The 24,384-nt window shown below is 74.8% G+C and carries 21 protein-coding genes, 4 tRNA genes and 2 pseudogenes; 16 read left to right on the top strand and 11 right to left on the bottom strand.

Annotated elements, in window-relative coordinates; translation table 11 throughout:
- The first annotated feature begins 136 nt into the window (after positions 1-136).
- Positions 137-1,444 carry a M23 family metallopeptidase gene (locus ACI78U_RS02985; RefSeq protein WP_456873803.1) on the top strand — a complete coding sequence of 436 codons (1,308 nt, stop codon included), beginning with the start codon at positions 137-139 and terminating at the stop codon, positions 1,442-1,444.
- A gap of 83 nt (positions 1,445-1,527) precedes the next feature.
- Here ACI78U_RS02985 and ACI78U_RS02990 read toward each other — a convergent pair whose 3' ends face one another.
- Positions 1,528-2,073, bottom strand: coding sequence for a hypothetical protein (locus ACI78U_RS02990; protein WP_456873804.1), 546 nt, complete (start codon positions 2,071-2,073; stop codon positions 1,528-1,530).
- A gap of 59 nt (positions 2,074-2,132) precedes the next feature.
- On the opposite strand from ACI78U_RS02990, the gene ACI78U_RS02995 reads away from it, so the two are divergent.
- The 5 genes from ACI78U_RS02995 (at position 2,133) to ACI78U_RS03015 (ending at position 8,414) form a co-directional block, all read left to right on the top strand.
- A complete protein-coding gene (locus ACI78U_RS02995; protein WP_456873805.1) occupies positions 2,133-2,999 on the top strand; it encodes an MBL fold metallo-hydrolase in 867 nt (288 codons plus the stop codon).
- Positions 2,996-4,306 (top strand): class I adenylate-forming enzyme family protein, encoded by a 1,311-nt coding sequence (locus ACI78U_RS03000; protein WP_456873806.1) that lies wholly within the window; start codon positions 2,996-2,998, stop codon positions 4,304-4,306. Before ACI78U_RS02995 ends, ACI78U_RS03000 begins: the two co-directional genes overlap by 4 nt.
- The gene (gene mftG, locus ACI78U_RS03005; protein ID WP_456873807.1) at positions 4,303-5,832 is read left to right on the top strand and encodes a mycofactocin dehydrogenase MftG; all 1,530 of its coding nucleotides are present in this window, start codon (positions 4,303-4,305) and stop codon (positions 5,830-5,832) included. The genes ACI78U_RS03000 and mftG overlap by 4 nt, the downstream gene beginning before the upstream one ends.
- 87 nt (positions 5,833-5,919) lie before the next feature.
- Positions 5,920-6,906, top strand: coding sequence for a phosphotriesterase family protein (locus tag ACI78U_RS03010; protein WP_456873808.1), 987 nt, complete (start codon positions 5,920-5,922; stop codon positions 6,904-6,906).
- Entirely contained in the window at positions 6,906-8,414 is a 1,509-nt protein-coding gene (locus tag ACI78U_RS03015) for a class I adenylate-forming enzyme family protein (RefSeq protein ID WP_456873809.1), read from the top strand. Before ACI78U_RS03010 ends, ACI78U_RS03015 begins: the two co-directional genes overlap by 1 nt.
- 66 nt (positions 8,415-8,480) lie before the next feature.
- On the opposite strand, the gene ACI78U_RS03020 is transcribed toward ACI78U_RS03015, so the two are convergent.
- Complete coding sequence (locus ACI78U_RS03020) at positions 8,481-8,681, bottom strand: hypothetical protein (RefSeq protein WP_456873810.1); 201 nt, start codon at positions 8,679-8,681, stop codon at positions 8,481-8,483.
- 195 nt (positions 8,682-8,876) lie between these two features.
- Between ACI78U_RS03020 and ACI78U_RS03025 the strand changes: the two genes are divergently transcribed.
- Entirely contained in the window at positions 8,877-9,584 is a 708-nt protein-coding gene (locus tag ACI78U_RS03025; protein ID WP_456873811.1) for a phosphodiesterase, read from the top strand.
- Between the two features lie 159 nt (positions 9,585-9,743).
- A complete protein-coding gene (locus ACI78U_RS03030; protein ID WP_456873812.1) occupies positions 9,744-10,712 on the top strand; it encodes a glycosyltransferase in 969 nt (322 codons plus the stop codon).
- A 2-nt stretch (positions 10,713-10,714) separates the two neighbouring features.
- Here ACI78U_RS03030 and ACI78U_RS03035 read toward each other — a convergent pair whose 3' ends face one another.
- The 4 genes from ACI78U_RS03035 to ACI78U_RS03050 form a co-directional block, all read right to left on the bottom strand.
- Positions 10,715-11,170: a GNAT family N-acetyltransferase gene (locus ACI78U_RS03035; RefSeq protein WP_456873813.1), complete on the bottom strand. Its 456-nt coding sequence runs from the start codon at positions 11,168-11,170 to the stop codon at positions 10,715-10,717.
- Positions 11,171-11,195: 25 nt separating this feature from the next.
- A tRNA-Phe gene (locus ACI78U_RS03040) sits at positions 11,196-11,269 on the bottom strand.
- 23 nt (positions 11,270-11,292) lie between these two features.
- Positions 11,293-11,366, bottom strand: a tRNA-Asp gene (locus ACI78U_RS03045).
- 15 nt (positions 11,367-11,381) lie between these two features.
- Positions 11,382-11,454 (bottom strand) — tRNA-Glu (locus ACI78U_RS03050).
- A gap of 426 nt (positions 11,455-11,880) precedes the next feature.
- Between ACI78U_RS03050 and ACI78U_RS03055 the strand changes: the two are divergent.
- Positions 11,881-12,205: pseudogene (locus tag ACI78U_RS03055) on the top strand (AMIN-like domain-containing (lipo)protein).
- Here the strand turns inward: ACI78U_RS03055 and ACI78U_RS03060 are convergent.
- The 4 genes from ACI78U_RS03060 to ACI78U_RS03075 all read right to left on the bottom strand — a co-directional run bounded on the left by ACI78U_RS03060 (position 12,202) and on the right by ACI78U_RS03075 (position 15,409).
- Positions 12,202-12,531, bottom strand: a complete 330-nt coding sequence (locus tag ACI78U_RS03060; RefSeq protein ID WP_456873814.1) for a hypothetical protein — start codon at positions 12,529-12,531, stop codon at positions 12,202-12,204. The pseudogene ACI78U_RS03055 and the gene ACI78U_RS03060 sit on opposite strands and share 4 nt — an antisense overlap.
- Before the next feature lie 24 nt (positions 12,532-12,555).
- Positions 12,556-14,049, bottom strand: a complete 1,494-nt coding sequence (locus ACI78U_RS03065) for a metallophosphoesterase family protein (RefSeq protein ID WP_456873815.1) — start codon at positions 14,047-14,049, stop codon at positions 12,556-12,558.
- Positions 14,050-14,240: 191 nt separating this feature from the next.
- Positions 14,241-14,843 carry an NAD(P)H:quinone oxidoreductase gene (gene wrbA, locus ACI78U_RS03070; RefSeq protein ID WP_456873816.1) on the bottom strand — a complete coding sequence of 201 codons (603 nt, stop codon included), beginning with the start codon at positions 14,841-14,843 and terminating at the stop codon, positions 14,241-14,243.
- A 107-nt stretch (positions 14,844-14,950) separates the two neighbouring features.
- A complete protein-coding gene (locus ACI78U_RS03075; RefSeq protein WP_456873817.1) occupies positions 14,951-15,409 on the bottom strand; it encodes a GtrA family protein in 459 nt (152 codons plus the stop codon).
- A 166-nt stretch (positions 15,410-15,575) separates the two neighbouring features.
- Here ACI78U_RS03075 and ACI78U_RS03080 point away from each other — a divergent pair, with 166 nt between their 5' ends.
- From ACI78U_RS03080 to ACI78U_RS03110, 7 genes are all read left to right on the top strand, one after another.
- Positions 15,576-16,019 carry a VanZ family protein gene (locus tag ACI78U_RS03080; RefSeq protein ID WP_456873818.1) on the top strand — a complete coding sequence of 148 codons (444 nt, stop codon included), beginning with the start codon at positions 15,576-15,578 and terminating at the stop codon, positions 16,017-16,019.
- The gene (locus tag ACI78U_RS03085) at positions 16,016-16,897 is read left to right on the top strand and encodes a Rieske 2Fe-2S domain-containing protein (RefSeq protein ID WP_456873819.1); all 882 of its coding nucleotides are present in this window, start codon (positions 16,016-16,018) and stop codon (positions 16,895-16,897) included. The genes ACI78U_RS03080 and ACI78U_RS03085 overlap by 4 nt, the downstream gene beginning before the upstream one ends.
- Positions 16,898-16,925: 28 nt before the next feature.
- A complete protein-coding gene (locus ACI78U_RS03090) occupies positions 16,926-17,789 on the top strand; it encodes a hypothetical protein (RefSeq protein ID WP_456873820.1) in 864 nt (287 codons plus the stop codon).
- Positions 17,790-18,147: 358 nt separating this feature from the next.
- Positions 18,148-18,220 (top strand) — tRNA-Lys (locus ACI78U_RS03095).
- A 460-nt stretch (positions 18,221-18,680) separates the two neighbouring features.
- Positions 18,681-21,476, top strand: coding sequence for a toll/interleukin-1 receptor domain-containing protein (locus ACI78U_RS03100; protein ID WP_456873821.1), 2,796 nt, complete (start codon positions 18,681-18,683; stop codon positions 21,474-21,476).
- 393 nt (positions 21,477-21,869) lie between these two features.
- A complete protein-coding gene (locus ACI78U_RS03105; RefSeq protein WP_456873822.1) occupies positions 21,870-22,496 on the top strand; it encodes a dihydrofolate reductase family protein in 627 nt (208 codons plus the stop codon).
- Complete coding sequence (locus ACI78U_RS03110; RefSeq protein ID WP_456873823.1) at positions 22,493-22,906, top strand: VOC family protein; 414 nt, start codon at positions 22,493-22,495, stop codon at positions 22,904-22,906. The genes ACI78U_RS03105 and ACI78U_RS03110 overlap by 4 nt, the downstream gene beginning before the upstream one ends.
- Positions 22,907-22,940: 34 nt before the next feature.
- Here ACI78U_RS03110 and ACI78U_RS03115 read toward each other — a convergent pair.
- A pseudogene (locus ACI78U_RS03115) lies at positions 22,941-24,377 on the bottom strand (iron-siderophore ABC transporter substrate-binding protein).
- Between the last annotated feature and the right edge of the window lie 7 nt (positions 24,378-24,384).

Below are 24,384 nucleotides of genomic sequence, written 5' to 3' on the forward strand. Positions count from 1 at the left end.
GTGGCTGGTGCGACGCTGGCCCGGCCCACCTGCCCCCCTCTGCTCCAGGGAGCGCTCGATGCCGCAGTGCCGACCCGGCCGGCGACCTCCCCGTCGCCCCGCCACGGCCCGCACGCACCGCCGGCCGGTCCGCGCCGTGCTGGCCGCACTGCTCACCGGCGTGGTCCTGCTCGGGACCGCCGGGCCGGCGTCGGCCGTGCCGCCACCGCCGCCCAACCCGTCCGACGAGGAGATCACCGGCGCGCAGGCCGCGCAGGACGCCGCCGCGGCCGAGGTCGGCCGGTTGCAGGCCGAGGTCGCTCTCGCCCAGACCGAGCTCGAGCGGCTCGGCGTGCAGGCGGAGGCCGCCGGCACCGCCTACCTGGCCGCCGAGGAGGCCCTGGCGCTGGCGCAGGCAGCCGCGGACCAGGCGGCTGCCGACCTCGCGGCCGCGGCCGCCGCCGTCGACGCCGCGATCGCCCGCATCGGCGGCTTCGCGCACGACAGCTACATGAACGGGTCCACCCTCACCACCGCGGCCGCGCTGCTGGACTCCGCCGGTCCGGGTGAGCTGATCCAGCGGGCCGCGATGCTCGACTACGTCGCCGACACGCAGGTCGACGTGCTCGAGGAACTCGAGATCGCCCGTGTCCGGCAGGCCAACGCCGAGTCCTCGGCCCGGGTCACCCGCGACCAGATGGCCGCCGCGGAGGAGGAGGCGGCCGCCGCCAAGGCCGCCGCCGACGCGCAGCTGGCCGCGCAGCAGGAGGCGGTCGCGGCCGCCGAGGCGAACAAGGCCGCCCTCGACCAGCAGTTGCAGGACGCCCAGATCCGGCTGCTGGAGCTGCAGGGGGCGCGGGACGCCTACGCCGAGTGGCAGCGGCAGAAGGAGGCCGAGGAGGCTGCGGCCGCCGCGGCTGCGGCCCGTGCCGCGGAGGAGGCCGCCGCCGCGGCTGCGGCCGCCCGCGCCGCCGCAGCCGCCGCGGCCGCAGCTCCGGCGCCGTCCTCGTCCTCGTCCTCGTCCTCGTCCTCGGCCGGCAGCAGCGCCCCGGTCAGCGGGTCGGGCTACGTCAAGCCCACCTCCGGGCGCACGTCGAGCTGCTACGGCATGCGCTGGGGTGTGCTGCACGGCGGCGTCGACATCGCCGCCCCGATCGGCACGCCCGTCTACGCCGCGACCTCCGGCACCGTGGTCCGCACCGGCCCGGCGACCGGCTTCGGCCTGGCCGTCTACATCCGCGGCTCCGACGGCGCGGTCACCGTGTACGGCCACGTCAACACCGAGTACGTCCAGGCCGGTGAGCGGGTGGTCGCCGGGGAGCTCATCGCCGAGGTCGGCAACCGCGGCCAGTCCACCGGGCCGCACCTGCACTTCGAGGTCCACCCGTCGGGTGCCATGTACGGCGGCCAGGTCGACCCGGTGCCGTGGCTGCGGGCCCGCGGGGTGAGCATCAGCGGCTGCTGACCCGCACGGACGACGACGGCCCGTCCCCCGCGTGTGCGGGGGACGGGCCGTTCGTCGTCCGGGCCTCCTGCGGAGGTCCTCGCCTAGCTCGTGGGGGCGGCCGCGGTGCAGTTGGCCTGCGTGAACTGCTGGACGGCGGTGCCGTCGGGGCCGTTGGCCACGCCGACGAACTCCTGGGCGGCCGTCTGCAGCTGGGCCTGGCCCTCGGGGGTGCTGATGTCGATCGAGCCGGCCTGGTCGGCGAAGGTCTGTACGGCGTCGCCCACGACCTGCCACGACGAGGCGATCTCCGCCGGCGGCTGGACGGCGTCGAACGCGCCGGCGGCCTGCTGCAGCAGGGGCGGCAGCTGCTCGGGCGTGGCGGCGCCGAGCTGGTTGCCCAGCTCGTTGAACTCGGCGGCCTGGGCGCAGAACTCGGCGACGGCGGGGTCGTCGCTCGTGGTCGGGGCCGGGCTGCTGGTCTCGCTCGGGGACGGCGAGGACGACGACGCGCTCGACGAGCTGGTGTCGGCGCTGGTGGACTCCGCGGCCTCCTCGCCCTCGGACCCTCCTCCGCTGCAGGAGGTGAGCAGGACGGCGGCAGCCGCGGCGACCAGCGCGGAGCGGGAGCGGGACGTCAGGGAACGCATGCGGCGAGGCTAGCCGCCGGGCGGGCGGCCCGCCCCGCCGCGCGGCTACCGTGCCGGACGTGCGCGCCCCGGCAGACCCCCGTGTCACGTGGGACCTCCCCCGCCCCGGTTCGCTGTCCCGGACGGCGGAACTGGAGCCGCTGGTCACCCGGGTGCTGGCGCCCAACCCCTCGGGGATGACCCTCGACGGCACCAACACCTACGTCGTCGGCGCACCCGGCAGCGGGCAGGCGGTCCTGGTCGACCCCGGGCCCGACGACCCCGCCCACCTGGCCGCGGTGGAGGCGGCGCTGGCCGCCCGCGACGCCCGCTGCGTGGCCGTCCTCGTCACCCACCACCACGTCGACCACGCCGAGGCCGCGCAGCCGTGGGGTGCCCGTCTCGGCGCGCAGGTGGGCGCGGCCGACCCGGCCGTCGCCGGACCCGGCGGCCGGGTGCTCGAGCCCGGCGAGCGGCTGCACCTGGCCGGCACCGTCCTCGGGGTCGTGCCCACGCCCGGGCACACCGCCGACCACCTGGCCTTCCGGCTGGAGTCCGGCGCGGTGCTGGTCGGCGACCACGTGCTCGGCCGCGGCACCTCCGTGGTCACCCACCCCGAGGGGGACGTGGTGGCCTACCTGGAGTCGCTGCGCCGGGTGCACGACCTCGGCCCCAGCGCGCTGTACTGCGGGCACGGCCCCGAGCTGACCGAGGACCCGGGCGCCGTCCTCGACTTCTACCGCGCCCACCGCGCGTTCCGGGAGGCGCAGCTGCTCGCGGCGCTGGTGCGCGGCGCCGGCACGGTCGACGCGCTCGTGGCCGACGTCTACGCGGAGGTGCCGCGGGAGCTGTGGCCGGCGGCGGCACAGTCGACCCGCGCCACGCTGGCCAAGCTCGCCGCGGACGGGCACGTCGTCGTCGACGCCGACCGCGTCTCGCTGCCGTGACCGCGGGCGTCGCGGTCGTCCGGGCCGCCGACAGCGAGCACGACCAGCGGCGCGCCGCGGCAGCGCTGCGCTCGGCCGGCCTGCGCGCCGGTGACCGGCTCCTGGTGTCGGCCGCGTCGTCGCCGGCCCTGCTCGCCGTCGTCCTGGGGGCGCTGCGGACCGGGATCGTGCCCGTGGTGCTCGACCCGGCGCTGCCGCAGGCCGAGCGGGCGGCGCTGGCCGCCGACGCCGACCCGGCCCTCGACGTCGGGGACGAGCCCGGCCGGCTGCTCGCCGGCCGGGACGGTGCGGACCTCGCCGACGTGCCGCTGGCCCGGCCGATGCACTACACGTCGGGGACCACCGGGCGGCGCAAGGGCGTGTGGTCCGGCGTCCTGGACGACGCCGACGCGCGCGCCCTGGCCGCCGAGGAGATCGACCTGTGGGGCTTCGCCCCCACCGACCGGCACCTGGTCCTCTCGCCGCTGCACCACTCCGCGCCCCTGCGCTTCGCCGTCTCCACCCTGCTGGCCGGCGGCGCGGTGCTGCTCCCCGGGCCGTTCGACGCCGCCCGGGTCGCCGCGGCGACCGGCCGCCACGCCCCGACGACGACGTTCTGCGTGCCCACGCACCTGCGCCGGCTGCTGGCCCGCGACGACGTCGACTGGTCCTCGTTCCGCCGGCTCGTGCACGCCGGTGCGCCCTGCGCCGAGCCGCTGAAGCGGGCGGTGCTCGGCGCGCTCCCAGCGGGCTCCGTGTGGGAGTTCTACGGCTCCACGGAGGCGCAGTTCACCGTCTGCTCCCCGGAGGACTGGCTCGCGCACCCCGGCAGCGTGGGCCGGGCCCGATCGGGCCGGCGGCTGGAGACCGACGGCCGCGGGCAGCTGTGGTGCGCCGTGCCGCGCTGGGCGCGGTTCGAGTACTGGCGGGCACCGGAGAAGACGGCGGCGGCCTGGCGGGGCGACCGGGTGACCGTCGGCGACCTCGGACGCGTCGATCCCGACGGCACCGTGTGGCTCGACGGCCGCCGCGAGGACCTGGTCATCTCCGGCGGGGTGAACGTCTACCCGGCCGAGGTGGAGGCGGTCCTCGACGCGCACCCGGACGTGGTGGAGAGCGCGGTGGTCGGCGTCGCCGACGAGGAGTGGGGCCAGCGGGTGGTCGCGGCCTACGTGGGCAGCGCCGAGCCGGCCGACCTCGGCGCCTGGGCGCGGGAGCGGCTGGCCCCGGCCAAGCGGCCCAAGAGCCTGCACCGGGTGGGGGAGCTCCCCCGCACCTCCACCGGCAAGGTGCGCCGGCTGGACCTGCCGGGGGTCCTGGGCCTGTGACCGGGGAGGCCGACGTCGTCGTGGTCGGCGCGGGCTCGGCCGGCTGCGCGCTGGCCGCCCGCCTCGCCGACGCCGGCCGGTCGGTCCTGCTGCTCGAGGCCGGCGCCGACCACGCCCGGCCCGCCGACTTCCCGCCGGACCTGCGCGACGCCACCACGCTGCGCGCCGCCGTCCCCGGGCACCCGGCCAGCTGGTCGCTGACCACCGAGCTGACCCCCGGCGTGCGCGCCCCGCTGCCCCGCGGGCGGGTGGTCGGCGGGTCCAGCGCGGTCAACGGCGGCTACTTCGTCCGGGCCACGCCCGCCGACCACGCCGGGTGGGCCGCCGCGGGCAACGACCTGTGGAGCCTGGAGGCCACGCTGCCGGCCTGGTGCCGGCTCGAGGACGACCGGCAGTACGGCCACCGGCCCGGGCACGGCAGCGGTGGGCCGGTGCCGGTCACCCGGCCCACCGGCCGGTCGCCGCTGGCCGACGCGTTCGCCGCCGCGGCCGCCGAGCTCGGCGTCCCCGTGGAGCCGGACAAGAACGCCGGCGGCCCGCCCGGGTACGGACCGGTGCCCCTGACCGTCGACGGCGGCGTGCGCGTCAACACCGCGATGGCCTACCTCTCCCCCCGGCGCGGCTCCCCGCGGCTGACCGTGCGGGGCGGGGTCCGGGTGCGGCGGGTGCTCGTCGAGCGCGGCCGCGCCGTGGGGGTCGACACCGACGCCGGGCCGGTGCGGGCGGCCGAGGTGGTGCTCGCGGCCGGCGCCGTGGGCTCGCCGCACCTGCTGCTGCTGTCGGGCATCGGGCCGGCCGCCGGGCTGCGGGCGCTCGGGATCGACGTCGTCGCCGACCTGCAGGGGGTGGGCGCCGACCTCAGCGACCACCCGCTGGTCCACCTGCCCTGGGTGCCCGTCGCCGGCCTGCCGGCGGGCGACTGGCCGCTGCCGCTGCACGGCGTCCTCAACGCCACCTCGTCGGACTCGCCGGTGCCCGGTGACCTCGAGGTGCTGCCCTGGCTACGGCCCTGGGGTGTGGTGGTCCCCGGCAGCGGCGGGGACGCCCGCACGCTGTCGCTGAGCGCCGGTCTGTACCGGGAGGAGAGCCGCGGCCGGCTCTCGCTGGTCTCGGCCGACCCCGCTGCGGCGCCGCGCATCGAGCACCGGTACCTCGCGACCGCCGCCGACCGGCGGCGGCTGCGCGAGGCGGTGCGCCTGGCCGACGGCCTGCTGCGGACGCCGGCCGTGGCCCCGCTGGTCGCCGATCGCCCCGGCCCGGGCGACGCCGTCCTCGCCGACGACCGCGCCCTCGACGGCTGGATCGCCGCGCACCTCGCGACGGCGATCCACCTCGCCGGCGGCGCGCGGATGGGCCCCGACGGCGATCCCGGGGCCGTCGTCGACCAGCACCTGCGCGTGCGCGGCGTCGCGGGGCTGCGGGTGGCCGACACGTCCGTGCTGCCCGAGGTGCCGACCCGCGGCCCGGCGGCGACCGCGGTGCTGGTCGGGGAGCGCGCCGCCGAGCTGGTGACGGCGCCGTCCTGACCGCCGTGCGGCCCAGGTCACAGCACCGATAGCGTCCCGGTGCCCGCCCGGCACCGGCGCCGGGCGCCCCGACCGCGAGGAGAGCCCGTGCCGCAGGTGCAGACCGTCCGAGGTCCCGTCGACACCGCCGAGCTCGGCCAGACGCTCATGCACGAGCACGTGTTCGTGCTCGACGCCGAGATCCAGCAGAACTACCCCGACGAGTGGGGCAGCGAGGACGACCGGGTCGCCGACGCGGTGCAGAAGCTGACCGAGCTGACCGCGACGGGGGTGCGGACCATCGTCGACCCGACCGTCATCGGGCTGGGCCGCTACATCCCCCGCATCCAGCGGATCGCCGAGCAGGTCGACCTCAACATCGTCGTGGCCACCGGCTGCTACACCTACGACGACGTCCCGTTCTTCTTCCACCACCGCGGCCCGGCGCTCAACGAGGCCCTGGGCACCGAGGTGCCCGACCCGATGGTCGACATGTTCGTCGGCGACATCACCGAGGGGATCGCGAACACCGGCGTGCGCGCCGGCCTGCTCAAGTGCGCGATCCACCACCAGGGCATGACGTCGGGTGTCGAGCGGGTCATGCGCGCCGTCGCGAAGGCGCACCGCGCCACCGGCACCCCGATCACCGTGCACACCCACCCGGGCAGCCGCACCGGTCTCGCGGTGCAGAAGGTGCTCGACGACGAGGGCGTGGACCCCCGCCGGGTCGTCCTCGGCCACAGCGGCGACACCACCGACGCCGACCACCTCTCCGAGCTCGCCGAGGCCGGCTTCGTGCTCGGCATGGACCGGTTCGGCATCAACCTGGACACGACGTTCGAGGCGCGCGCCGACATCGTCGTGGAGATGTGCCGCCGAGGCTTCGCCGGGCAGATGGTGCTGTCGCAGGACGCGTCCTGCTACATCGACTGGCTGGACCCCGGCGTGATGGCCCTGCTGCCGCAGTGGCACTACACGCACATCCACGAGGACGTGCTGCCCTACCTGCGCCAGCACGGCGTGACCGAGGAGCAGATCACCACCATGCTCGTCGACGTCCCGCGGCGGTACTTCGAGGACACCGGGGTGTACTGATGGCCGCGTCCCCCTTCGACGAGAGCGGGATCGAGCGCGACGCCGCGGGCGTCAAGCACTACACCGGGCTGCCGGACTCGGTCGTGGCGATGCTGCGCGCGTCGGTCGAGCGGGACCCCGACGGCGAGGCCGTGGTCGAGCTCGACGGGCCGCGGCTGACCTTCCGGCAGCTGTGGGACGGCGCCGCGCGGGTCGCCGGCGGGCTGCGCGAGGCCGGCGTCGGCCGCGGCGACCGGGTGGCGATCCGGCTGGGCAACGGCGCCGACTGGGTGCTGGGCTTCTTCGGCACCCTGCTGGCCGGGGGCGTGGCGGTGCCGGTCAACACCCGGTTCACCGAGGACGAGGCGCGCTACGTCGTCGACGACAGCGGCGCCCGCGTCGTCCTGGCGCCCGGCACCCCGCTGCCCGAGGGCACGCCGTACGCCGAGGAGGGACTGGGCCGCTCGGACCTGGCGGCGATCTTCTACACCTCGGGGACCACCGGCTTCCCCAAGGGCGCCATGACCAGCCACGAGAACTTCCTGACCAACACCGAGAACGCCCGCCGCGTGGTCGGCCTGGCCGGGCACGACCCGTCGCTGCGCAACCTGGTCAGCGTGCCGCTGTTCCACGTCACCGGCTGCAACAGCCAGCTGCTGGTCGCGCTGGAGAGCGGCGCCGCGGCGGTGGTGATGCCGGCCTTCGAGGGCGGCCGGTTCCTGCGGGCCGTGCCCGAGGAGCGGATCGCGGTGCTGACCTCGGTGCCCGCGGTGTACTGGCTGGCCATCAGCTCGGCGGGTTTCGCCGACGTCGACGTGAGCGGTGTCCGGTACACCACCTACGGCGGCGCGCCGATCGCCCCCGACCTGGTGCAGCGGATCAAGCGGGCGTTCCCCGCGGCGCGGGTGGGCAACGGCTTCGGCCTGTCGGAGACCTCGTCGATCTCCACCTTCCTGCCGCACGAGTACGCCGACGCCCACGCCGACTCGGTGGGCTTCCCGGCGCCGGTGGTCGACCTGCGGCTGGCCGATCCCGACCCGGAGACCGGGGTCGGGGAGCTGCTCATCCGCGGCGCGAACGTGGTGCAGGGCTACTGGGGGAAGCCCGAGGCCACCGCCGAGGCGTTCGCGGGCGGCTGGCTGCACTCCGGCGACCTCGCGCGGATCGACGACGAGGGCCTCACCTACGTCGTCGACCGCGCCAAGGACATGATCAACCGGGGCGGCGAGAACGTGTACTGCGTCGAGGTCGAGAACGCCCTCGCGGCCGCGCCCGGGGTGTTCGAGGTGGCGGTGGTGGGCGTCCCCGACCCGGTGATGGGGGAGAAGGTCGGCGCCGTCGTCGTGCCCCTGCCGGGCACCGAGCTCGACGTCGGCGCGGTGCTGGCCCACGCCCGGGCGCACCTGGCCGAATTCAAGGTGCCGCAGTTCGTGTCCGTGCGCTCGGCGGTGCTGCCGCGCAACCCGGGCGGCAAGGTGCTCAAGCCGGTGCTGCGCCGGGAGACCTCCTGGGAGCCGGTGCCCCGCTGAGCAGGGGGACCGCCGCGTCCCGGCGGCGCGCTGGCCGCAGCCGCCGGGACGGCGGGTCGGGGACGGTCAGCGGACCGTCGGGATCTCCGAGGTGGTCGTACCGGTCAGCGGCGACCACGCGTCGGGGTGCGGCCGGCCGGCGTCGGCGACCCAGCCGGCGGGGCGGTCGCTGCGGGTGGCGGGCCGGGCGCTCAGGCTGACGATCAGGGCGAGCAGGACCAGGAAGCCGAGGAGGACCCCGCCGATGACCAGGAGCGTCGTGAGCACTCACAGACGGTAGGCAGCGGACCGGTCCGGACCACAGGGCAAGGAACGACGGACATCCCAGCGGACTCCGGCAGGTCCTGCCCATCGCGCGTCCCCCGCCGGAGCGTCGGGTCGTGCACTTCCGCGGAAGGGCACGGGGTCGCACCGTGACGAGCCGTGCAGTTCCGCGGAAGTGCACGCGGGTAGGGAGGGCGCGTGGAGGACCTGGCGCGACTGGCCGGCCGGATCGCCGCGGTACCGCTGGGGACCCTGGCGCGCCGGCGCTCCGGCAAGCCCATGCACCCCCGCGGCGCGGTGCTCGACGCCGTCCTCGAGCGCGACGGCACGGTGCCCGACTGGGGCGTGCCCTGGCTGACCGGCCCGGCGCGCGAGCCCGCCGTCGTCCGGCTCTCCCGGGGGGCGGGACTCCCGGCGCCGCTGCCCGACCTCCTGGGGCTGGCCGTCCGCCTCCCCGGCGGCGACCGGCCGGTGGACCTGCTCCTGTCGACCGCCGGCCGCGGCCGGTGGACCCGCTACCTGCCCGTGCCGCGCACCGACGCCGCTGTTCCCTACTCCTCGTTCATGGGCTACCGGTCGGCCGCCGGGACACTGCGCCTGGCCGCCGTCCCGGACGGACCGGTGCACGTCCCGTCCGATCCCGAGCCCGTCCGCGCCGAGGCGCCCGGCACGGTCTTCCGGCTGCTGGTGGCGCGCGGGACGGGGGAGTGGACGCCGTTCGCCCGACTCCTGCTCGGCGCCCCGGTCGGTGAGCCGGACCCGGACCTGCGCTTCGACGCCGTCCGCAACCCGCCACCGGGGTTGCTCGCCGACGGCCCGATGGCCCGCTTCCGGGCCCCGGCCTACGCCGCGGCGCGGGAGGGCAGGAGCACATCCCCCGAACGAGTGACGTGGACCACTCGGTGAGATCGCACACGGTTGTGCGGCACCATCCTCGGGTATCCGAGACGGCGGCGTTCACCGAGGAGCACCGCCCTGCTGTCGCAGTGCTCGGACACAGGAGGGGTGCAGGCTCGCGTGGTCCACGCACTTCCGCCCTCCGCGTCCCGTGCGCCGGTCCGCCTCGTGACGGTGCCGCACCGCGACCCCTACGTCGACGCCGTGGTGCCGGGGAACGCCGTGCGGGTGGGACCCGACCACGAGCCGAGCCCGTGGCTGGACCCGGGCTACCTGACCGCCTGGGCGCACCGCGTCGACGTCGTCCACGTGCACGCCGGCTACGGGCACCTGCCCGAGGACGAGGTCGTGAGCTGGACCGAGGCACTGCGCCGCACCGGGGTGCCGCTGGTGGTGACCGTGCACCAGTTGCGCGACCCGGCCCGGCCCGAGCGGCGCCGCCACGACGCGCACCTGGCCGCGCTGCTGGCCACCGCCGAGGTGGTCTTCACCCTCACCCCCGGGGCCGCCGACGAGATCGCCGAGCGCTTCGGGCGGACGGCGATCGTGGTGGCGCACCCGTTGGTGGCGACGGCCGACCCGCAGATCGGCGCCGAGCGCGGCCTGGTCGGGCTGGCGCTGGGCGCCTCGCGGACGGCGGTGCCCGACCCTGCGGGACTGGTGCAGGCGGCGCTGTCGGGCGCGGTGTCCGGCGGCGGCCGGCTGCGGGTGTTCCTCGAGCCGGGCGAGGAGCCACCCGGCGGGCCGGAGTTCGCCAGCGCCGAGGGGCTGGAGGTGGTGACCCGCGACCCGGTGCGGTGGACGCAGCAGCTGCAGGAGCTGCACGTCGCCGTCCTGCCGGAGCGCTGCGGCACGCACTCGCGCGACCTCGAGATCTGCCGCGACGTCGGCACCCGTGTGGTCGCGCCCAGTTGCGGCTGGTTCGCCGACCAGTGGAGCGACGTGGTCGTCTACGGCAACGACGAGGAGACCGGGTTCGACCCGGTGTCGCTCAACGCCGCGGTCGGTGCGGCGCTGACCCGGCCGATGCCGCGGCCGGCCGATCGGGCCTGGCGTGACGGGCAGCTCGCGGCGGTGCGCGCGGTGCACGGTCAGGTGTACGAGCAGGTGCTGGCCGACCGGGTGGTCGGCGTCTGAGGTCACCCGCCGTGGACGGCGTCGACCACCCACAGCCCCGGCAGCACCTCGCGCTCGCCGGTCTCCCGGAAGCCCGCCTGCGCGTACAGGCGACGAGCCGGGCGGTTGTCCCGGCCGGTGGAGACGGTGACCCGGCGACCGGCGGCGTCGGCGAGGGCGGCGGCCACCAGGGCCCGGCCGGCGCCGCGCCGGGCGGACGCGGGATCGACGACCAGCCGGTCGATGTCGACCCCGCCGGGCGTGTCCCGCCGGCCGAGGGCGCCGACGACCGCGCCGTCCCGGAGTGCCACCAGCCAGTCCAGGCCCGTGGCGACGAGGGCGGCGACGTCCTCGGCGAGGGCGGGGATGCGGTCGTCGCCGATCAGCCGCGCCTCGACGGCGTAGGCGGCGTGCTGGACCTCGAGGAGGCGGGTGGCGAGGACGGGGTCGCGCGCCGGGTCGCGGCGTTCGACGACCACCGGGCTCCGTCCGCGGGGGAGTGTGTGGGCAGGGGCGGGGTCGAACCGCCGACCTCTCGCTTTTCAGGCGAGCGCTCGTACCGACTGAGCTACCTGCCCCTCCCGGTGTCTCCACCGGAGAGCGACCCTGACGGGACTCGAACCCGCGACCTCCGCCGTGACAGGGCGGCGCGCTAACCAACTGCGCTACAGGGCCTTGCTGTGTGGTGCGTGCCCCCAACGGGGTTCGAACCCGTGCTACCGCCTTGAAAGGGCGGCGTCCTGGACCGCTAGACGATGGGGGCTCGTGTTCGCCGGGGGCAGGGAGAACGATACACGGCCCCCGGCGGTGCTCCGGACCCACCCCCGGCCCCGGTGTGCCGCGCCGCTGCGCGCCGGTCCCGAGAGCCGGGCCGGCCAGCTGTCGCGATCCCCGCGTGACCCGCCGTGCCGCCCCGTCCCTCTGCGCCGTCCTGACCGCGGGCCCGCTGCTCACCGGGTGCAGCGGGGAGCCGGGTCCGGCGGGGTCGTCCACGGCGACCTCCTCGGCGACCTCCTCGGCGACCTCGTCGGCGACGGACGGCGGCGGGGACACCGCGGAGCCCACCGAGACCGGCGGCGGGGACGCCGGCACCTCGCCCGACACCGCTGAGGCCTCCGCGGACGCCCGGGTGACCGTCACCGACATCCGCACCGGCCGGCACGACGGCTTCGACCGGGTGGTGCTCGAGGTGGCCGGCACCGGCACGCCCGGCTGGGACGTCCGCTACGTCGACGTCGCCGCCTCGCAGGGCCGCGGCGACGAGGTGGAGGTGGCCGGTGCTGCAGGTGACCGTCACCGGCGCCGGGTACCCCTTCGACACCGGCGTCGAGGAGTTCGCCGGCCCCGACCCGCTGCCGGGCCGGGGCACCGCGAACGTCACCGAGGTCGTCTTCGACGCCACCTTCGAGGGCACGACGGTGGCCTTCGTCGGCACCCGCGCGGAGTCCCCGTTCCGCGTGTACCCGCTGCAGGACCCCGCGCGCGTGGTGGTCGAAGTCGCCGACCCGGCCTAGTTGAGGCTGGCGCGCAGCTCGACCCCGTCGTCGCTCACGCTGGTGCACTCCAGTGCCAGCGGCCCGGCGGCGACGCTCTCGCCCTCGCCGCAGGAGACGCTGGCGCCCCCGACGCTGATCGAGGCCCGCCCGTCCTGCACCCCGCCGAAGGTCACCGTCTGGCCGAGGATCTCGACCTCGCTGCCCTCGCCGTCGAGCGTGACGGTGCAGGCCGAGCCGGAGCACGAGACGCCGTTCGAGGTGAACGAGCAGCCGGCGAGGGGGACCAGCGCCAGGGCGCCGGCGAGGAGGCCGGCGGCCAGGCGGGTGCGGGACGTGGTGGACATGGCGGCGAGCGTAGGGCGGGCGGGTCAGCCGGTCGGGGAGGCCGGGGTCCCGTCGCCGGCGCCGTCCGGTGTGCCGTTCCCCGTGCCGTCGGCCGGCTCGGCCTCCGGGACGACGGTGCGCTCGATGGTCACCTCGGTCTCGCCCAGGCCGCCGAGCGTGATGTCGTCGTAGGCGACCAGCTCGCCGGTGTCGGGGTCCAGGTAGAGGACCGTGCAGGTCAGCGGCTCGGGGTACTCGCCCTGCAGCGCGCGCAGGCCGGCGCCGCCGGTGGAGCCCTGCACCATGAGCAGCGTGCCCTCGTCGAGGGTCTCGACCTCGCGCTCGTGCGTGTGCCCGGCCAGGACCAGTGGCACGACGCCGTCCAGCGGGAGCGCCTGCTCCGGGTCGTGCACCATCGCGATCGCCGGCGGCTCGGGCTGCTCCTCGGCCAGCTCCGCGAGGTCCTCGCCGGTCTGCTCGAGTGACGGGGTGTCGCCGGTGGCGGTCTGGTCGGGGGTGAAGCGCGGGTCGCGCGCCCCCACCACGGTCAGTCCGGCCACCGTCGTCGCCGAGGTGTCGAGGACGGTGGCGTTCGGCTGCCCGGCGACCAGCCCGGCGGTGACCACGGAGTCGTGGTTGCCGCGGATGAAGACGTAGGGCACGCCGAGCTGCCCGATCGAGGAGATGAGCCGGTTCTCGGGCTCGCTGCCCCAGTCGGTGATGTCCCCGGTGTCCAGCACGCCGTCGACGTCGAACTGGTCGACGACCTGGCGCACCAGGTCGAAGCCGGCGGGGTTGAGGTGCAGGTCGGAGACGTGCAGCAGGGCGACGGTGTCGTCGTCGCGGGTGGGGGTGGGCAGGGTCGAGATCGTCGCGTACAGCGTGCTGACGTTGGTGACGAGGTCCTCGAGGGAGGCCCGGTAGGCGTCGAAGCGGGCGACGATCTCGCGGGCGTCGCCGATCAGGCTGGTCGCGTTGACCAGCAGCCCGGTGTAGGTGGGCGTGGACAGCGCCTCCGGTCGCCAGGTGAGCGCGCCCAGGCCGGCCGTGCCGGCGAGCAGCGCCACCGACAGGCCGGCGGCCACCAGCGGCTCCCGGCGGCGCCGCAGGACGACCAGCGAGGTGAGCGCGGCACCGCCGACGGCGGCGGCGGCGGAGACCCAGGCCAGCCGGACGACGGCGTCCTGCAGGTCGGCGCTGACCCGGTCGACGAGGCCGTCGACGCGGCTGGGGTCGGCCACCAGTGCCCGCACCCGCGCCTCGTCGACCCGGGTGAGCTGGACGTCGAGCCCGAAGGGGCCGTCGAAGGCGTCGACGTCGAGGGCGCCCAGCGGCGGGATCTCCACGGTGGCGCCGCCGCCGGACGGGGTGAGCGCGAACGTGGCGTCGAACGGGCCGAGCGGCTCCTCCACCCGCCCGAACAGCAGCACGCCGACCAGGGCGCCGGTGAGGGCGAGCGCCAACCGGACCAGCCAGCGGCCGGCGGTCCGTCGACGGCGCGGCCAGGGCCCCGGGTCGGGCGCCGTCGGCTCGCTCATCCGACGAGGCTAGCCAGGCCGGGGGCGTCCGGCGCTCCCCCGGAGGGGGTGTCCGCCGGCGTCCGCCCGTCCGCCCGCCGGCGTCCGCCCGCCGACGTCCTCCCTCACCGCAGCGCGTCCTCCCTCGTGGTGGGCCGTGAGGGAGGACCCGCCACGATCAGGTCACCTGATCCCGGACCGGGCCCACGCGATCAGGCGGCCAGCTTCGCGGTCACCTCCGCCAGGCGGCGCCCCTGGTAGCGGGCCGCGGCCCGCTCGGCGTCGGTCACCGTGGCCGACTTGCCGCCGGAGGCGTTGGAGACGCCGTAGGGGTTGCCGCCGGCCTCGAACAGCAGCGGGTCGGTGTAGCCCGGCGGCACGATGACGGCGCCGAAGTGCGAGAAGACGTTGAACAGCGTGAGGATCGTCGTCTCGTTGCCGCCGTGGACGTTCTGCGCGCTGGTGAACGCCGTGGCGCCCTTGTTCGCCAGCTTGCCGGTGAACCACAGGCCGCCGAGGGTGTCGATGAACTGCTTCATCTGGCTGGCCGGCGTGCCGAAGCGCGTGGGGGTGCCCAGCGCGTACCCGTCGGCCCACTCGAGGTCGGCGGGCGTGGCCTCCTGCACCTCGCCGGCAGTGGCGTCGACGTGCGCGCGCCACAGCGGGTTGGAGTCGATGGCCTCCTCGGGGGCCAGCTCGGGCACCCGGCGCAGCCGGACCTCGGCCCCGGCCTCCTCGGCGCCCTCCGCGAGCGCGGACGCGAGCTGGTGCACGTTGCCGGTGGAGGAGTAGTAGACGACGGCGATCCTGGTCATGGGGTCCCTCTGTTCTGGTGTCCCGGACGGTCCGGTTCTGGTTGCGAGTTCAACCATCGATGCGGACCGTGCCCCCTCCTCCCGGCGTGTCAAACCTGCCGACGGATTCAGACCGAACGGGGGCGGAACACCCAGCGCAGGGCGATGAAGCGCAGCGTGCCGATGGTGGCCGTCACCGCGCCGATGACCAGGATCTCGGTGAGGATCGCCGGGTCGCTGACCACCGCGTTGAACCAGCTCAGCGCCAGGCTGGTGGCGACCACACCGAGGGCGGCGAGCGCGCCGCCCTCCCACTGGGCGGTCCAGAAGCGGACGTACTCGCCGGCGTGGAAGCTGATCCGCCGGTGCATCTCGTTGGCCAGCATCGACGAGAGGACCGAGCCGACCACGTTGGCGGGGACGTCGCCGAACCCGTTGAGCAGCCAGTACAGCAGCGCGTAGACGGCGCTGGAGACCCCGCCGACGAACACGAACCGCGAGAACTGGCCGACCACGCTGTCGGAGCGCACCAGGGCCGCGAGGTCACTGCTGGCCGCCGGGCGGTGCAGCAGTGACGGGCAGGTCACGGGCTCTCCTCGTCCGGGCGGCTGGTGCGGTCAGCATGCAGGGTGCCCCTGACAGTTGCCTGGGAGCCAGCGGTATACGCGCCGACACCCCCGCCGGACCGTGTCGATCACGTCACTCCGGGCGCGTCCAGCCTGCTCACAGGGTCTTCGGTCACCGTCGGCAGTCATGGACACCCGACCCGTGCTGACGACCGGGGCCGCCGTCGCGCTCGTGGCGGTGGCCGCCCTCACGCTGCTGCCCGCGGGCGCCGGCGGCTCCGAGTGGGGCTCGCCCGCCGTCGAGGTGCGCTGGTACCTCACCGGGCTGGACTCCCGGGCGACGGTGCTGCAGCTGCTGGGCAACCTGCTGCTGCTCGTGCCGCTGGCCGCCGTCGCCGTGCTGCGCTGGCCGGTGCTGCGCCGGCCTGCGGTGCTCGCGCTCGCCGCCGCCGCGGCCGGTGCCGCGATCGAGACGCTGCAGTGGGCGCTGCCGCTGGGTCGCGTGGTCTCGCCGCTGGACGCGCTGCTCAACGCCACCGGCGCCGTCGTCGCCGGACTGCTGGTCGGAGGCCTGTCCGGCGCCTGCACCCGGCATCACGGCCGGTCGGCGGGGGTAGGGAGCCGCGCATGAGCCTGATGGGTTTCCTCGACCGCCTCGCCGACGTGAGCACCTTCGACAAGGTCATCGACTCGGCCCGCTCGGCCGTGCAGGCGGCGCTGAAGCCCGGAGCCCTCAAGGACGCCCTCCACGGCACCTGGCTGGGCCACCCGCTGCACCCGGTGCTCGTGCAGGTCCCCGTGGGCAGCTGGGCCTCCGCCGGGCTGCTCGACGCGATCCCGCCGCTGCGGCCCGCCGCCACCGTCCTCATCGGCACCGGCGTCGCCGTCTCGGTGCCCGCCGCGCTGTCGGGCGCGGCCGACTGGTCGGAGCAGGAGATCGGCGTCCGCCGGCTGGGGGCGCTGCACGCGGCGGCCAACACCGTCGCCCTCGGGCTCTACGTCGGCTCGCTGGTCGCCCGGTCCAGGGGCCGGGGGACGCTGGGCCGGGTGCTGTCCTACACCGGGCTCGGCATCGCCACCGGCTCGGCGGCGGTCGGCGGGCACATGTCCTACGCGCAGTCCTCGGGCGCCTCTCACGCGGCCACCGCGGCCCGCGCGCTGACCTCCGACTGGATCGACCTCGGCCCGCTCGACGACCTGCCGGAGGGCCGGCCGGCGCTGCGGACCGGCACCGGCAGCGGCGTGGCCGTGCCGCTCGCCGCCGTCCGCCGGGGCGGGCGGGTCGACGTCTTCGTCGGGTCCTGCTCCCACCTGGCCGGGCCGCTGTACGAGGGCAGCATCGAGGAGGTGCGCGGGCACGCGTGCCTGGTCTGCCCGTGGCACGACTCCGCCTTCGACCTGGACGACGGCGAACCCCGGCGCGGCCCGGCGGCCAACCCGCAGGAGAAGCTCGAGGTGCGGATGGACGCCGGGCACGTGTTGGCGCGGCTGCCCGCGCGGCACCAGTAGGACCGCCGGCGCGCCTACCCTGCCCGGCATGAGGCGGACGGCGGCCGGGCTGGCGCTCCTGCTGTGCGCGGGGTGCGGTGCCGCCCCGGCGGTGTCGTCGGCCCCGTCGTCGTCGACGGCGGCGTCGTCGTCCTCCGCCGCGCTGTCCTCCGGCCCGCCGGTGCCGCCGGTCGCCGGCATCGAGGCGGTCGCCGTGCAGCTCCGCACCGACGAGGCCGTCGGCGGCCAGGTGCAGGTGCGGGTGACCGACACCGGCAGCGAGCCGTTCACGGTCACCTCCGTCGCGATCGACTCGCCCGGGTTCGCGCCGCTGCCCGACCGCGCCGTGACCGCGGCGTTCGCGCCCGGGCGCACCATCGACCTGCCGACGCCCTTCGGCGAGGCGGTGTGCGACCGCGCCGCCGAGCCCGCGGCCGCGCGGCTGACCGTCGTCCGTCCCGACGGGCGCAGCGAGGTGCTGCGCGTGCCGCTGGCGGCCGAGGACCTCGCCCGGATCCACGCCGAGACCTGCGCGGCGCGGGCGGTGCTCGCCGTCGCCGGGGTCACGGTGACCGGCCTGGCCCTCGAGGGCGAGACCGTCACCGGGTCGCTCCAACTGACCCGTGGGGGCGACGACGACCGCGCGGTGACCCTGACCCGGCTGGAGGGCAACGTGCTCTACGACGTCGACGCCGACCTGCCGGTGACGCTGGGCGAGGGGGAGCGGGGCCGCGAGGTCGGCCTGACGTTCACGACGGCGCGCTGTGACCCCCACGCGCTGGCGGAGACCAAGCAGCCGCACCTGTTCCTGCTCGGCGTGCAGGTGGACGGCGAGGACGAGGTCACCGTGGACCTGCCGCTGGACCAGGCGCAGCGCGACGTGCTGTTCGCGCTGACGGAGAGCGCCTGCTGACCGACCCCCGACGTGGGACCGGTCCGGCCGGCCCGGGGGGAACGGGACGGCCGGACCGGGGTCTGGCGTGCCGGCGCCGTCGGCGCCGCACTGGTGGTGACCGTAGGTAGTCGGGAGCGGCGGCCACGATCCCCCGGACGGGTGGACGCCCCCGTCCGAGTGGTGACGGCGGACACGGAGGGTTCCGACGGCGGTCCCAGGGGCACCCCCGCCGGGTGTTCCTCTTCTTCTCGAACCGGTTGGGCTGTCTCGGGTCCCTGCTCGTCTCGGCGGTGCTGACGATCGTCGTCCTACTGGTCCTGGACGTGCTGTGACCGGCCGGTGACCGCCGCGCTCGTCTGGGAGACTCGACGGCAGCGGGCCTCTAGCTCAACTGGCAGAGCAGCGGACTTTTAATCCGCGGGTTGTGGGTTCGATCCCCACGGGGCCCACCGCTCTGACTGTGTGGTTTCGCCTGATGCTTGACGAACGAGCGTCGGATGGGTCTTGACGTGTTGCGGTTGATGGTTGGCAGCTGTACTGGCGGCTGATCCTTGACGCTTGCTCAAGTGGGTCGCCTTCTACAACACCGGGCGCCCGCACCAGGCGCTGCATATGGCCACGCCGGCCGACCGCTTCGCCTCTCGTACCCCGCCACTGCCCCGTTGCGGATCTCCTGACGCGGTCACAGCGGGCGCCAGGGGGCATCGTTGCGGACGCTGAGCCGCTGCCTCATCCCGCGCTGACGACCGGGCCGCGCCGGTGCCAGTCGTGCACACTCTGTGGGAATCGGTCGCCTTGTGAGGCACGTGGCGGTCCGACACCTGGTGAAGGGGGCCAGGCGCGGTGACCCACACGTCTCGGTCTTCGGCCGCTCGTTCGGGACGACCGGCGTCGAGCGCGAGGGATGCCATGGCTGCGGCGAGTGGTGCACCGGCGAGGTCGACTGCTCGGTACGACGCCTTCATCTCCTACAGCCACGCACAAAGCCGACCCGTTGCCGAGGCGCTGCAGGCGGAGGTGGAGCGGTTCGGCGGCCGCTGGTACCGGCCCCGGCAATTGCGCATCTTCCGGGATGAGACCAACCTGGCCGCCGCGCCGGACCTGTGGAGCACCATCAGGACCGCCCTGGCGTCCTCTGAGTGGTTCATCCTCATGGCTTCCCCAGCGGCTGCGTCGTCGCGGTGGGTAAGTGAAGAGGTCAGATGGTGGCTCGAGAACCGGGACGCCGACAGGATCCTCATCGCCCTGACAGCCGGAGAGATCGCCTGGAAGGACCGAGACTTCGACTGGGACCGTACCGATGCGTTGCCCACCACCCTCTCCGGGGCTTTCAGCGACGTGCCGTTGTGGGTTGACCTCAAGCCACTGGTCTCAGGCCCGTCGACGACAGTCGAGGACCGTCCGGGGGAACACCGTGTCCGCCTTGGCGACTTCGCGGCGGAGTTCGCCGCGCCTCTGATCGGTCTGGACAAGGACCTGCTCATCGGCCGGCACATCCGTGAGCGCCGCCGCCTGCGTCGGACGGTGCAGGCGGTGGTCCTGACGCTCTGTCTTCTCGCCGCGGCAGCGGGCACCGCTGCAGTCATCGCCTTCCAGCAACGAGGCGAGGCAATCCGTGAGCGCAACGTCGCGGAAGCTCGACGAATCGCCGCGACGGCCGACGCAGCACGGCAGCAACGGCCCGACGTGGCGTTGCTCTTGGCAGTCGAAGCGCTGCGCATCGCCCCGGTCGCCGAGGCGGAGGCCAGTCTTCGGCGGACCCTCGTTGAGAGTCCGTACGACGGCAGTCTCCTCGGTCACACAGCCGGGGTCCAAGCGGTGGCCGCGTCAGCTCAGGGCGAGCTGGTCGCCACGGCTGGCGATGACGGTACGGCGATCCTCTGGGAAGTCGCAGATCCCTGGAACCGCGCGCGCCTGGCGACTCTCACCGGTTCCGGAGGGCCGATCCACGCACTGTCCTTCGACGGTACGGGGAACCTCTTGGCCACCGGCGAGTTCTCGAACGACTCCCTGCTCTGGGACGTGTCCGACCCTGCACGTGCGCACAAGCTCTCCGCTGTGCCCGCACCTGAGCCGGTGCGCTTCTTCCCGCGGGCGGCTGTCCTCTTCGCGGGCGGCAGCCTGTGGGACGTGTCGGCGCCCACGGCACCCGCCCCGCTGTCCGAGCTCCCCGGAGCCGAGACCCTCAGAGACGTCGACATCAGCCAGGACGGGACGACCCTGGTGATGGCCGCTCGGCCTGGCGCGAGCGCCATCTGGGACGTCTCCGACCCGCGGCACCCCCTTCCTCTGGGGACGATCCCGGTACTCGCCGACGACGCGACGCTCAGCCCCGACGGGAGGCTCGTCATCCTGGCGCCCGAGAGTGGCCCTGCGGAGGTGTGGGACCTGCGGGATCGTGCTCGGCCGACGTTCGTGAGCAGGCTTGCGGGGCCCCGCGACAACGTCGTCTTCGAGGCCGCCTTCAGCCCCGACGGCCGGACGCTGTGCACCGCCAACGGCGACGGCATCGCCGTGTGGGACCTCGAGGATGTCGCCCAGCCGGTCCTGACCCAGACGCTCACCGGTCACGACGGTGGTGCCTGGGGGATCGCGTTCCTGGCCGACGGCAGCCGGATGGTGACCGGAGGCGCGGATGGCGCCGCCTTGGTGTGGCTGCTGGATGACAAGGGTGCCGTCCGCCAGCGCGCTCGACTGGGACCGTTCCAGGATGAGCCGATTGCGAGCTTCTCCTCGGACGGTCGGACGATGGTGACGGCGACGTCGACGGATCCGATCACCGTCTGGGACCTGTCCGATGTCGATCACCCGGCCGAGGTCAGCGCCATCGAGCGGAGCTCGAGCCCTGTGTGGGATGTCGCGCTCAGCCCGGACGCTGCCGTTCTGGCTCGAAGCAGCAGCGAACAGGCGCCTGAGCTCTGGGACCTGACACGGCGCGAACAGCCGGCGTGGGCCTCTTCCCTCGGCAACCGCCCCGGAGTCGTCACCTTCGCCTCTGACGGGGATACGGTCGCGGTGCGAACGACCGGCCGGGAGATTGACCTGTGGGACGTCACGGATCCCCGTGCACCGGTGAGGTCGAGCGTCCTGCGGCCGGGCGGGGACGGGCCCAGCAGGTCAGCCGTCTTCGGACCGGACGGGCGGAGCCTGGCCGTCGCGACCAGCGAAGCCGTCGAGTTGTGGGACGTGCTGGACCTCACGAGACCTCGGCTCCTCTCGCGTATCGCCGAGCCCGCGGTGGACGTCGCGTTCAGCCCTCGTGGTGGGCTGCTTGCTACAGCCGGTCCAGGGCGTGTGTTCTCGTTGTGGGAGGTCAGCCGGCTCGAGGAACCCACAGTCGTCAGCACTGTCCGTGGCGACGACACCGGCGGCATGGTCGGCTTCAGTCCCGACGGAGGCGCCGTCATCACGGGCAGTGCGCAGGCGGTCGCTGTGGTCTGGAACATCACGGAACCCACCGTGCCGGTGGAGCTCGCTCGGGTCGAGGGCCACCACGGCAGCGTCTACCGGGTTGGGTTCAGTCCGGACGGACGCACGCTGCAGACCGGCAGCATGGACCTGACCCTCGGTTTGTGGGATCTGCCGCTCGCCACCGAGTACGTACGCGATCCCGTGGCAGTGGCGTGCCTGCTCACCGGCGGGACGCTGCCCTCGGAGATCCGCCACCAGTACCTGCCGGGGACGCCCTCTCGCGCGACGTGCTGATCGAACGAGCGACGGAAGAGCGCTGCGACTGTCAATACCATTAGTGACCATTAGTGACCATTAGTGATCGTGACACTTGGTCCGAGTGCCGATCTCATGAGGGCTTGACCGACCCCGCACGGTGCTTCGTTCTATCCGATGCCGCACGCCGTGCAGACATGAGCACGGGGTCAGGGCTGACGCGTACTGCGCGACAGTGAGGAAGAGGCTGCGGTCCGAGTCAGCACGCCACTCGGGCTCAATCCTGCGCAAACGGCATCATGCAGCACCGTTCGACACGTCCGGTTCCGGACTTCTGATCCGCGGGTTGTGGGTTCGATTCCCACGGGGCCCACGTTCGCCTCCGCGGCGCAACGCCCGATGAGTCCCGTGTCCGGTGTCGGTCAGAACCACATGAGCGTCGGGACCCAGTCGATCCGGCTGGACATGACCATGTCCCTCGACGGCTTCGTCGTCGGGCCGGAGGACGGCCCGGAGCAGCCGATGGGCATCGGCGGCTTCCGGCTGTTCAACTGGCTGGACCACCGACTCGACCCGGGACCGAACGGGCAGGTGTTCGCCGAGTCGATGGCGACGAGGGCCGTCATCTCGGGACGCCGCACCTACGACCACGCCGGCCACTGGGACGGCGACCACCACGACGGCGTCCCGGTCTTCGTGCTCACCCACCAGGTGCCCGAGGAGCCTCCCCCGGGCAGCGTGCGCTTCGTCACCGACGTCCGCGCCTGCGCCGCGCAGGCCCGCGCCGCCGCCGGTGACGCCGACGTGCTGGTCCTCGGCGCCGGCGCCGCCCAGGCGCTGCTCCGGGAGGGTGAGCTCGACGAGATGGAACTGCACGTCGTCCCCGTCCTCCTCGGAGGAGGACGACGGCTGTTCGACCACCTGCCCGCCGAGCGGACCGAGCTGGAGCTGACCCGCGAGCTGGACGCCGCCGATGCCGATCCGGAGCACCGGGTCCTGCACCTCCGCTACCGGGTACGGCGACCGCTCCCGACCTCGGACGCGGGAGGGGACCGATGAGGACGTTGCACGTGGGCCTCCGGGTCGCCGATCCCGAGCGGGCGCTCGCCTTCTACACGGCCGTCGGCTACGAGGTGGTCGGCCGGGTGCCGGAGACCCCGGTCGGACAGCTGACGATGCTCAAGCTGCCCGACGACGACGTGGTGCGCATCGAGCTCGTCTTCGACCCCACCGGGGCTCCCGGGGACCGGGGGAGCGGCCTCAGCCACCTGGTCGTCTCGGTGGAGTCGATGCACGCCACGGTCGCCGACCTCAGGACGAAGGGCATCGAGGTCGCGGACCCCACGTCACCCGACGACTCGGCGGACTTCCTGACCGCCTGGATCACCGACCCCGACGGCAACCGGATCGAGCTGGTCCAGTGGCCCGCCGGACACCCCGACGGTCTCACGGCGGCCGACTGGGCGTGACCGCGCCGGAGGCGTCGCGCCGGAGCACGGGCGCTCAGCCGAGGGCCGGCACCGCGGTGGACGGGTCGCCGTCGGCGGCAGCGGCCAGGGCCGGCACGACCTCGTCCAGCAGGTAGGGCAGCGACAGGGGGCTACCGAAGCCGAGCGCGGCGGACACGTCGCCGGAGTAGCCGCCGAGCAGGACCGTGCGGCCCTGGGTCACCACGTCGAGGACCGAGAACAGCCGGTCCGCGTCGGCGTCCGCCTGGTGGTACCCGTTCACCGCCAGCACGTCGGCCTCGAGCAGGTCCAGCCGCTCCTGGCTGACGTCGGTGCTGGCGTCGGGGACGGTGAAGCCGAGGTCGGTGAAGAACTGGGTCCGCAGGTCGTCCCGGCCGAGCCGGTAGTGGCCCGAGCCGACACCGGTCAGGTCCACGGCGATCGAGCGGTCGGCGAATCCGGGGTTCTCGTCGACCGCCTCCTGGAACCGGCCCTCGACGTCGTCGACCAGCTGCTGCGCCTCGTCCTCGCGGCCGAGCGCCTGGCCGATGAGCAGCGTCTGCTCCTGCCACGGGGTGGCTCCGTCGGCCTACTCGTCGGTCTGCGCGAGCGTGGGCGCGATGCCGGACAGCTGGTCGTAGACCGTCTGGTCCGTGAAGGAGTAGACGCCGACGATCAGGTCGGGCTCCAGCGCGGCGACGGCCTCGACGTCGATCTCCTCGCCGCCCACGGTCGGGATGTCCTCCGCCGGGAGCAGGTCCTCCGCCCAGGGACGGGTCGTGGCGTCGTAGTCGCCCAGGTTCTCGCGCTCGCCGACCGGCGTCACGCCCAGGGCCAGCACGAAGTCCTGGTCGTTGAAGCCGACGGTGACCACGCGCTGCGGTTCCCCGGGGATCTCCGTGGTGCCGTACTCGGTCTCGATCGTGACCGGGAGGCGCCCGACGAGGAGGATCCCGCGGCGGGTGCGGAGCCGTCGTCCTCCGACCCGCCGCAGGCGGTCAGTCCTGCTGACAGGGCCAGGACGGCGAGGGGGACCACGAGACGGGACGGACGCAACGGGGCCGGACGACGAGACACCAGGCGAGGTCAGCCTGCCCCAAGTAACGACCGCGTGGTCGCCCCGGCGCGGGTCGGCGTCAGTACTCGGTGCACTCCCTGGCGGGCAGGTCGGGGTGGCCGTGGAGCACCAGGCTCGTGCCACCGGCGTCCCTGCACGTCGGCGTACGGGTCGGCGATGCCGTGCCCCTGCAGCCAGGCGACCGTGCCCTCGCACACGGCGACCGCCTGCTGCGCCTCCGGGCTCCCGGCCCCGCTGCCGGGGTCGACGAGGCTGGTCCGGACCGCGACCCGGCCGGGCTCGGTCCGCTCGGCGGAGACGATCGCCGCGCCCCACACGGCGCCCCTGTTCGTCCCGCGGACCCTGATGCGGACTCTCGGCCGTCCGGCCCGGTGGCACGACGATCCCCCCACCGGGGTGAAAGCATCGCGACACGATGTCT

This window comes from Geodermatophilus sp. SYSU D00710, from assembly GCF_054050195.1.

Excerpts from the sequence above, each read along its gene's own strand:
- ACI78U_RS02990 (WP_456873804.1), bottom strand. The coding sequence starts at position 2,073 with ATGCGTTCCCTGACGTCCCGCTCCCGCTCCGCGCTGGTCGCCGCGGCT.
- ACI78U_RS03015 (WP_456873809.1), top strand. The coding sequence starts at position 6,906 with ATGGCCGCGTCCCCCTTCGACGAGAGCGGGATCGAGCGCGACGCCGCG.
- ACI78U_RS03060 (WP_456873814.1), bottom strand. The coding sequence starts at position 12,531 with ATGTCCACCACGTCCCGCACCCGCCTGGCCGCCGGCCTCCTCGCCGGC.
- ACI78U_RS03065 (WP_456873815.1), bottom strand. The coding sequence starts at position 14,049 with ATGAGCGAGCCGACGGCGCCCGACCCGGGGCCCTGGCCGCGCCGTCGA.
- wrbA (WP_456873816.1), bottom strand. The coding sequence starts at position 14,843 with ATGACCAGGATCGCCGTCGTCTACTACTCCTCCACCGGCAACGTGCAC.
- ACI78U_RS03080 (WP_456873818.1), top strand. The coding sequence starts at position 15,576 with ATGGACACCCGACCCGTGCTGACGACCGGGGCCGCCGTCGCGCTCGTG.
- ACI78U_RS03085 (WP_456873819.1), top strand. The coding sequence starts at position 16,016 with ATGAGCCTGATGGGTTTCCTCGACCGCCTCGCCGACGTGAGCACCTTC.
- ACI78U_RS03090 (WP_456873820.1), top strand. The coding sequence starts at position 16,926 with ATGAGGCGGACGGCGGCCGGGCTGGCGCTCCTGCTGTGCGCGGGGTGC.
- ACI78U_RS03100 (WP_456873821.1), top strand. The coding sequence starts at position 18,681 with ATGGCTGCGGCGAGTGGTGCACCGGCGAGGTCGACTGCTCGGTACGAC.
- ACI78U_RS03105 (WP_456873822.1), top strand. The coding sequence starts at position 21,870 with ATGAGCGTCGGGACCCAGTCGATCCGGCTGGACATGACCATGTCCCTC.
- ACI78U_RS03110 (WP_456873823.1), top strand. The coding sequence starts at position 22,493 with ATGAGGACGTTGCACGTGGGCCTCCGGGTCGCCGATCCCGAGCGGGCG.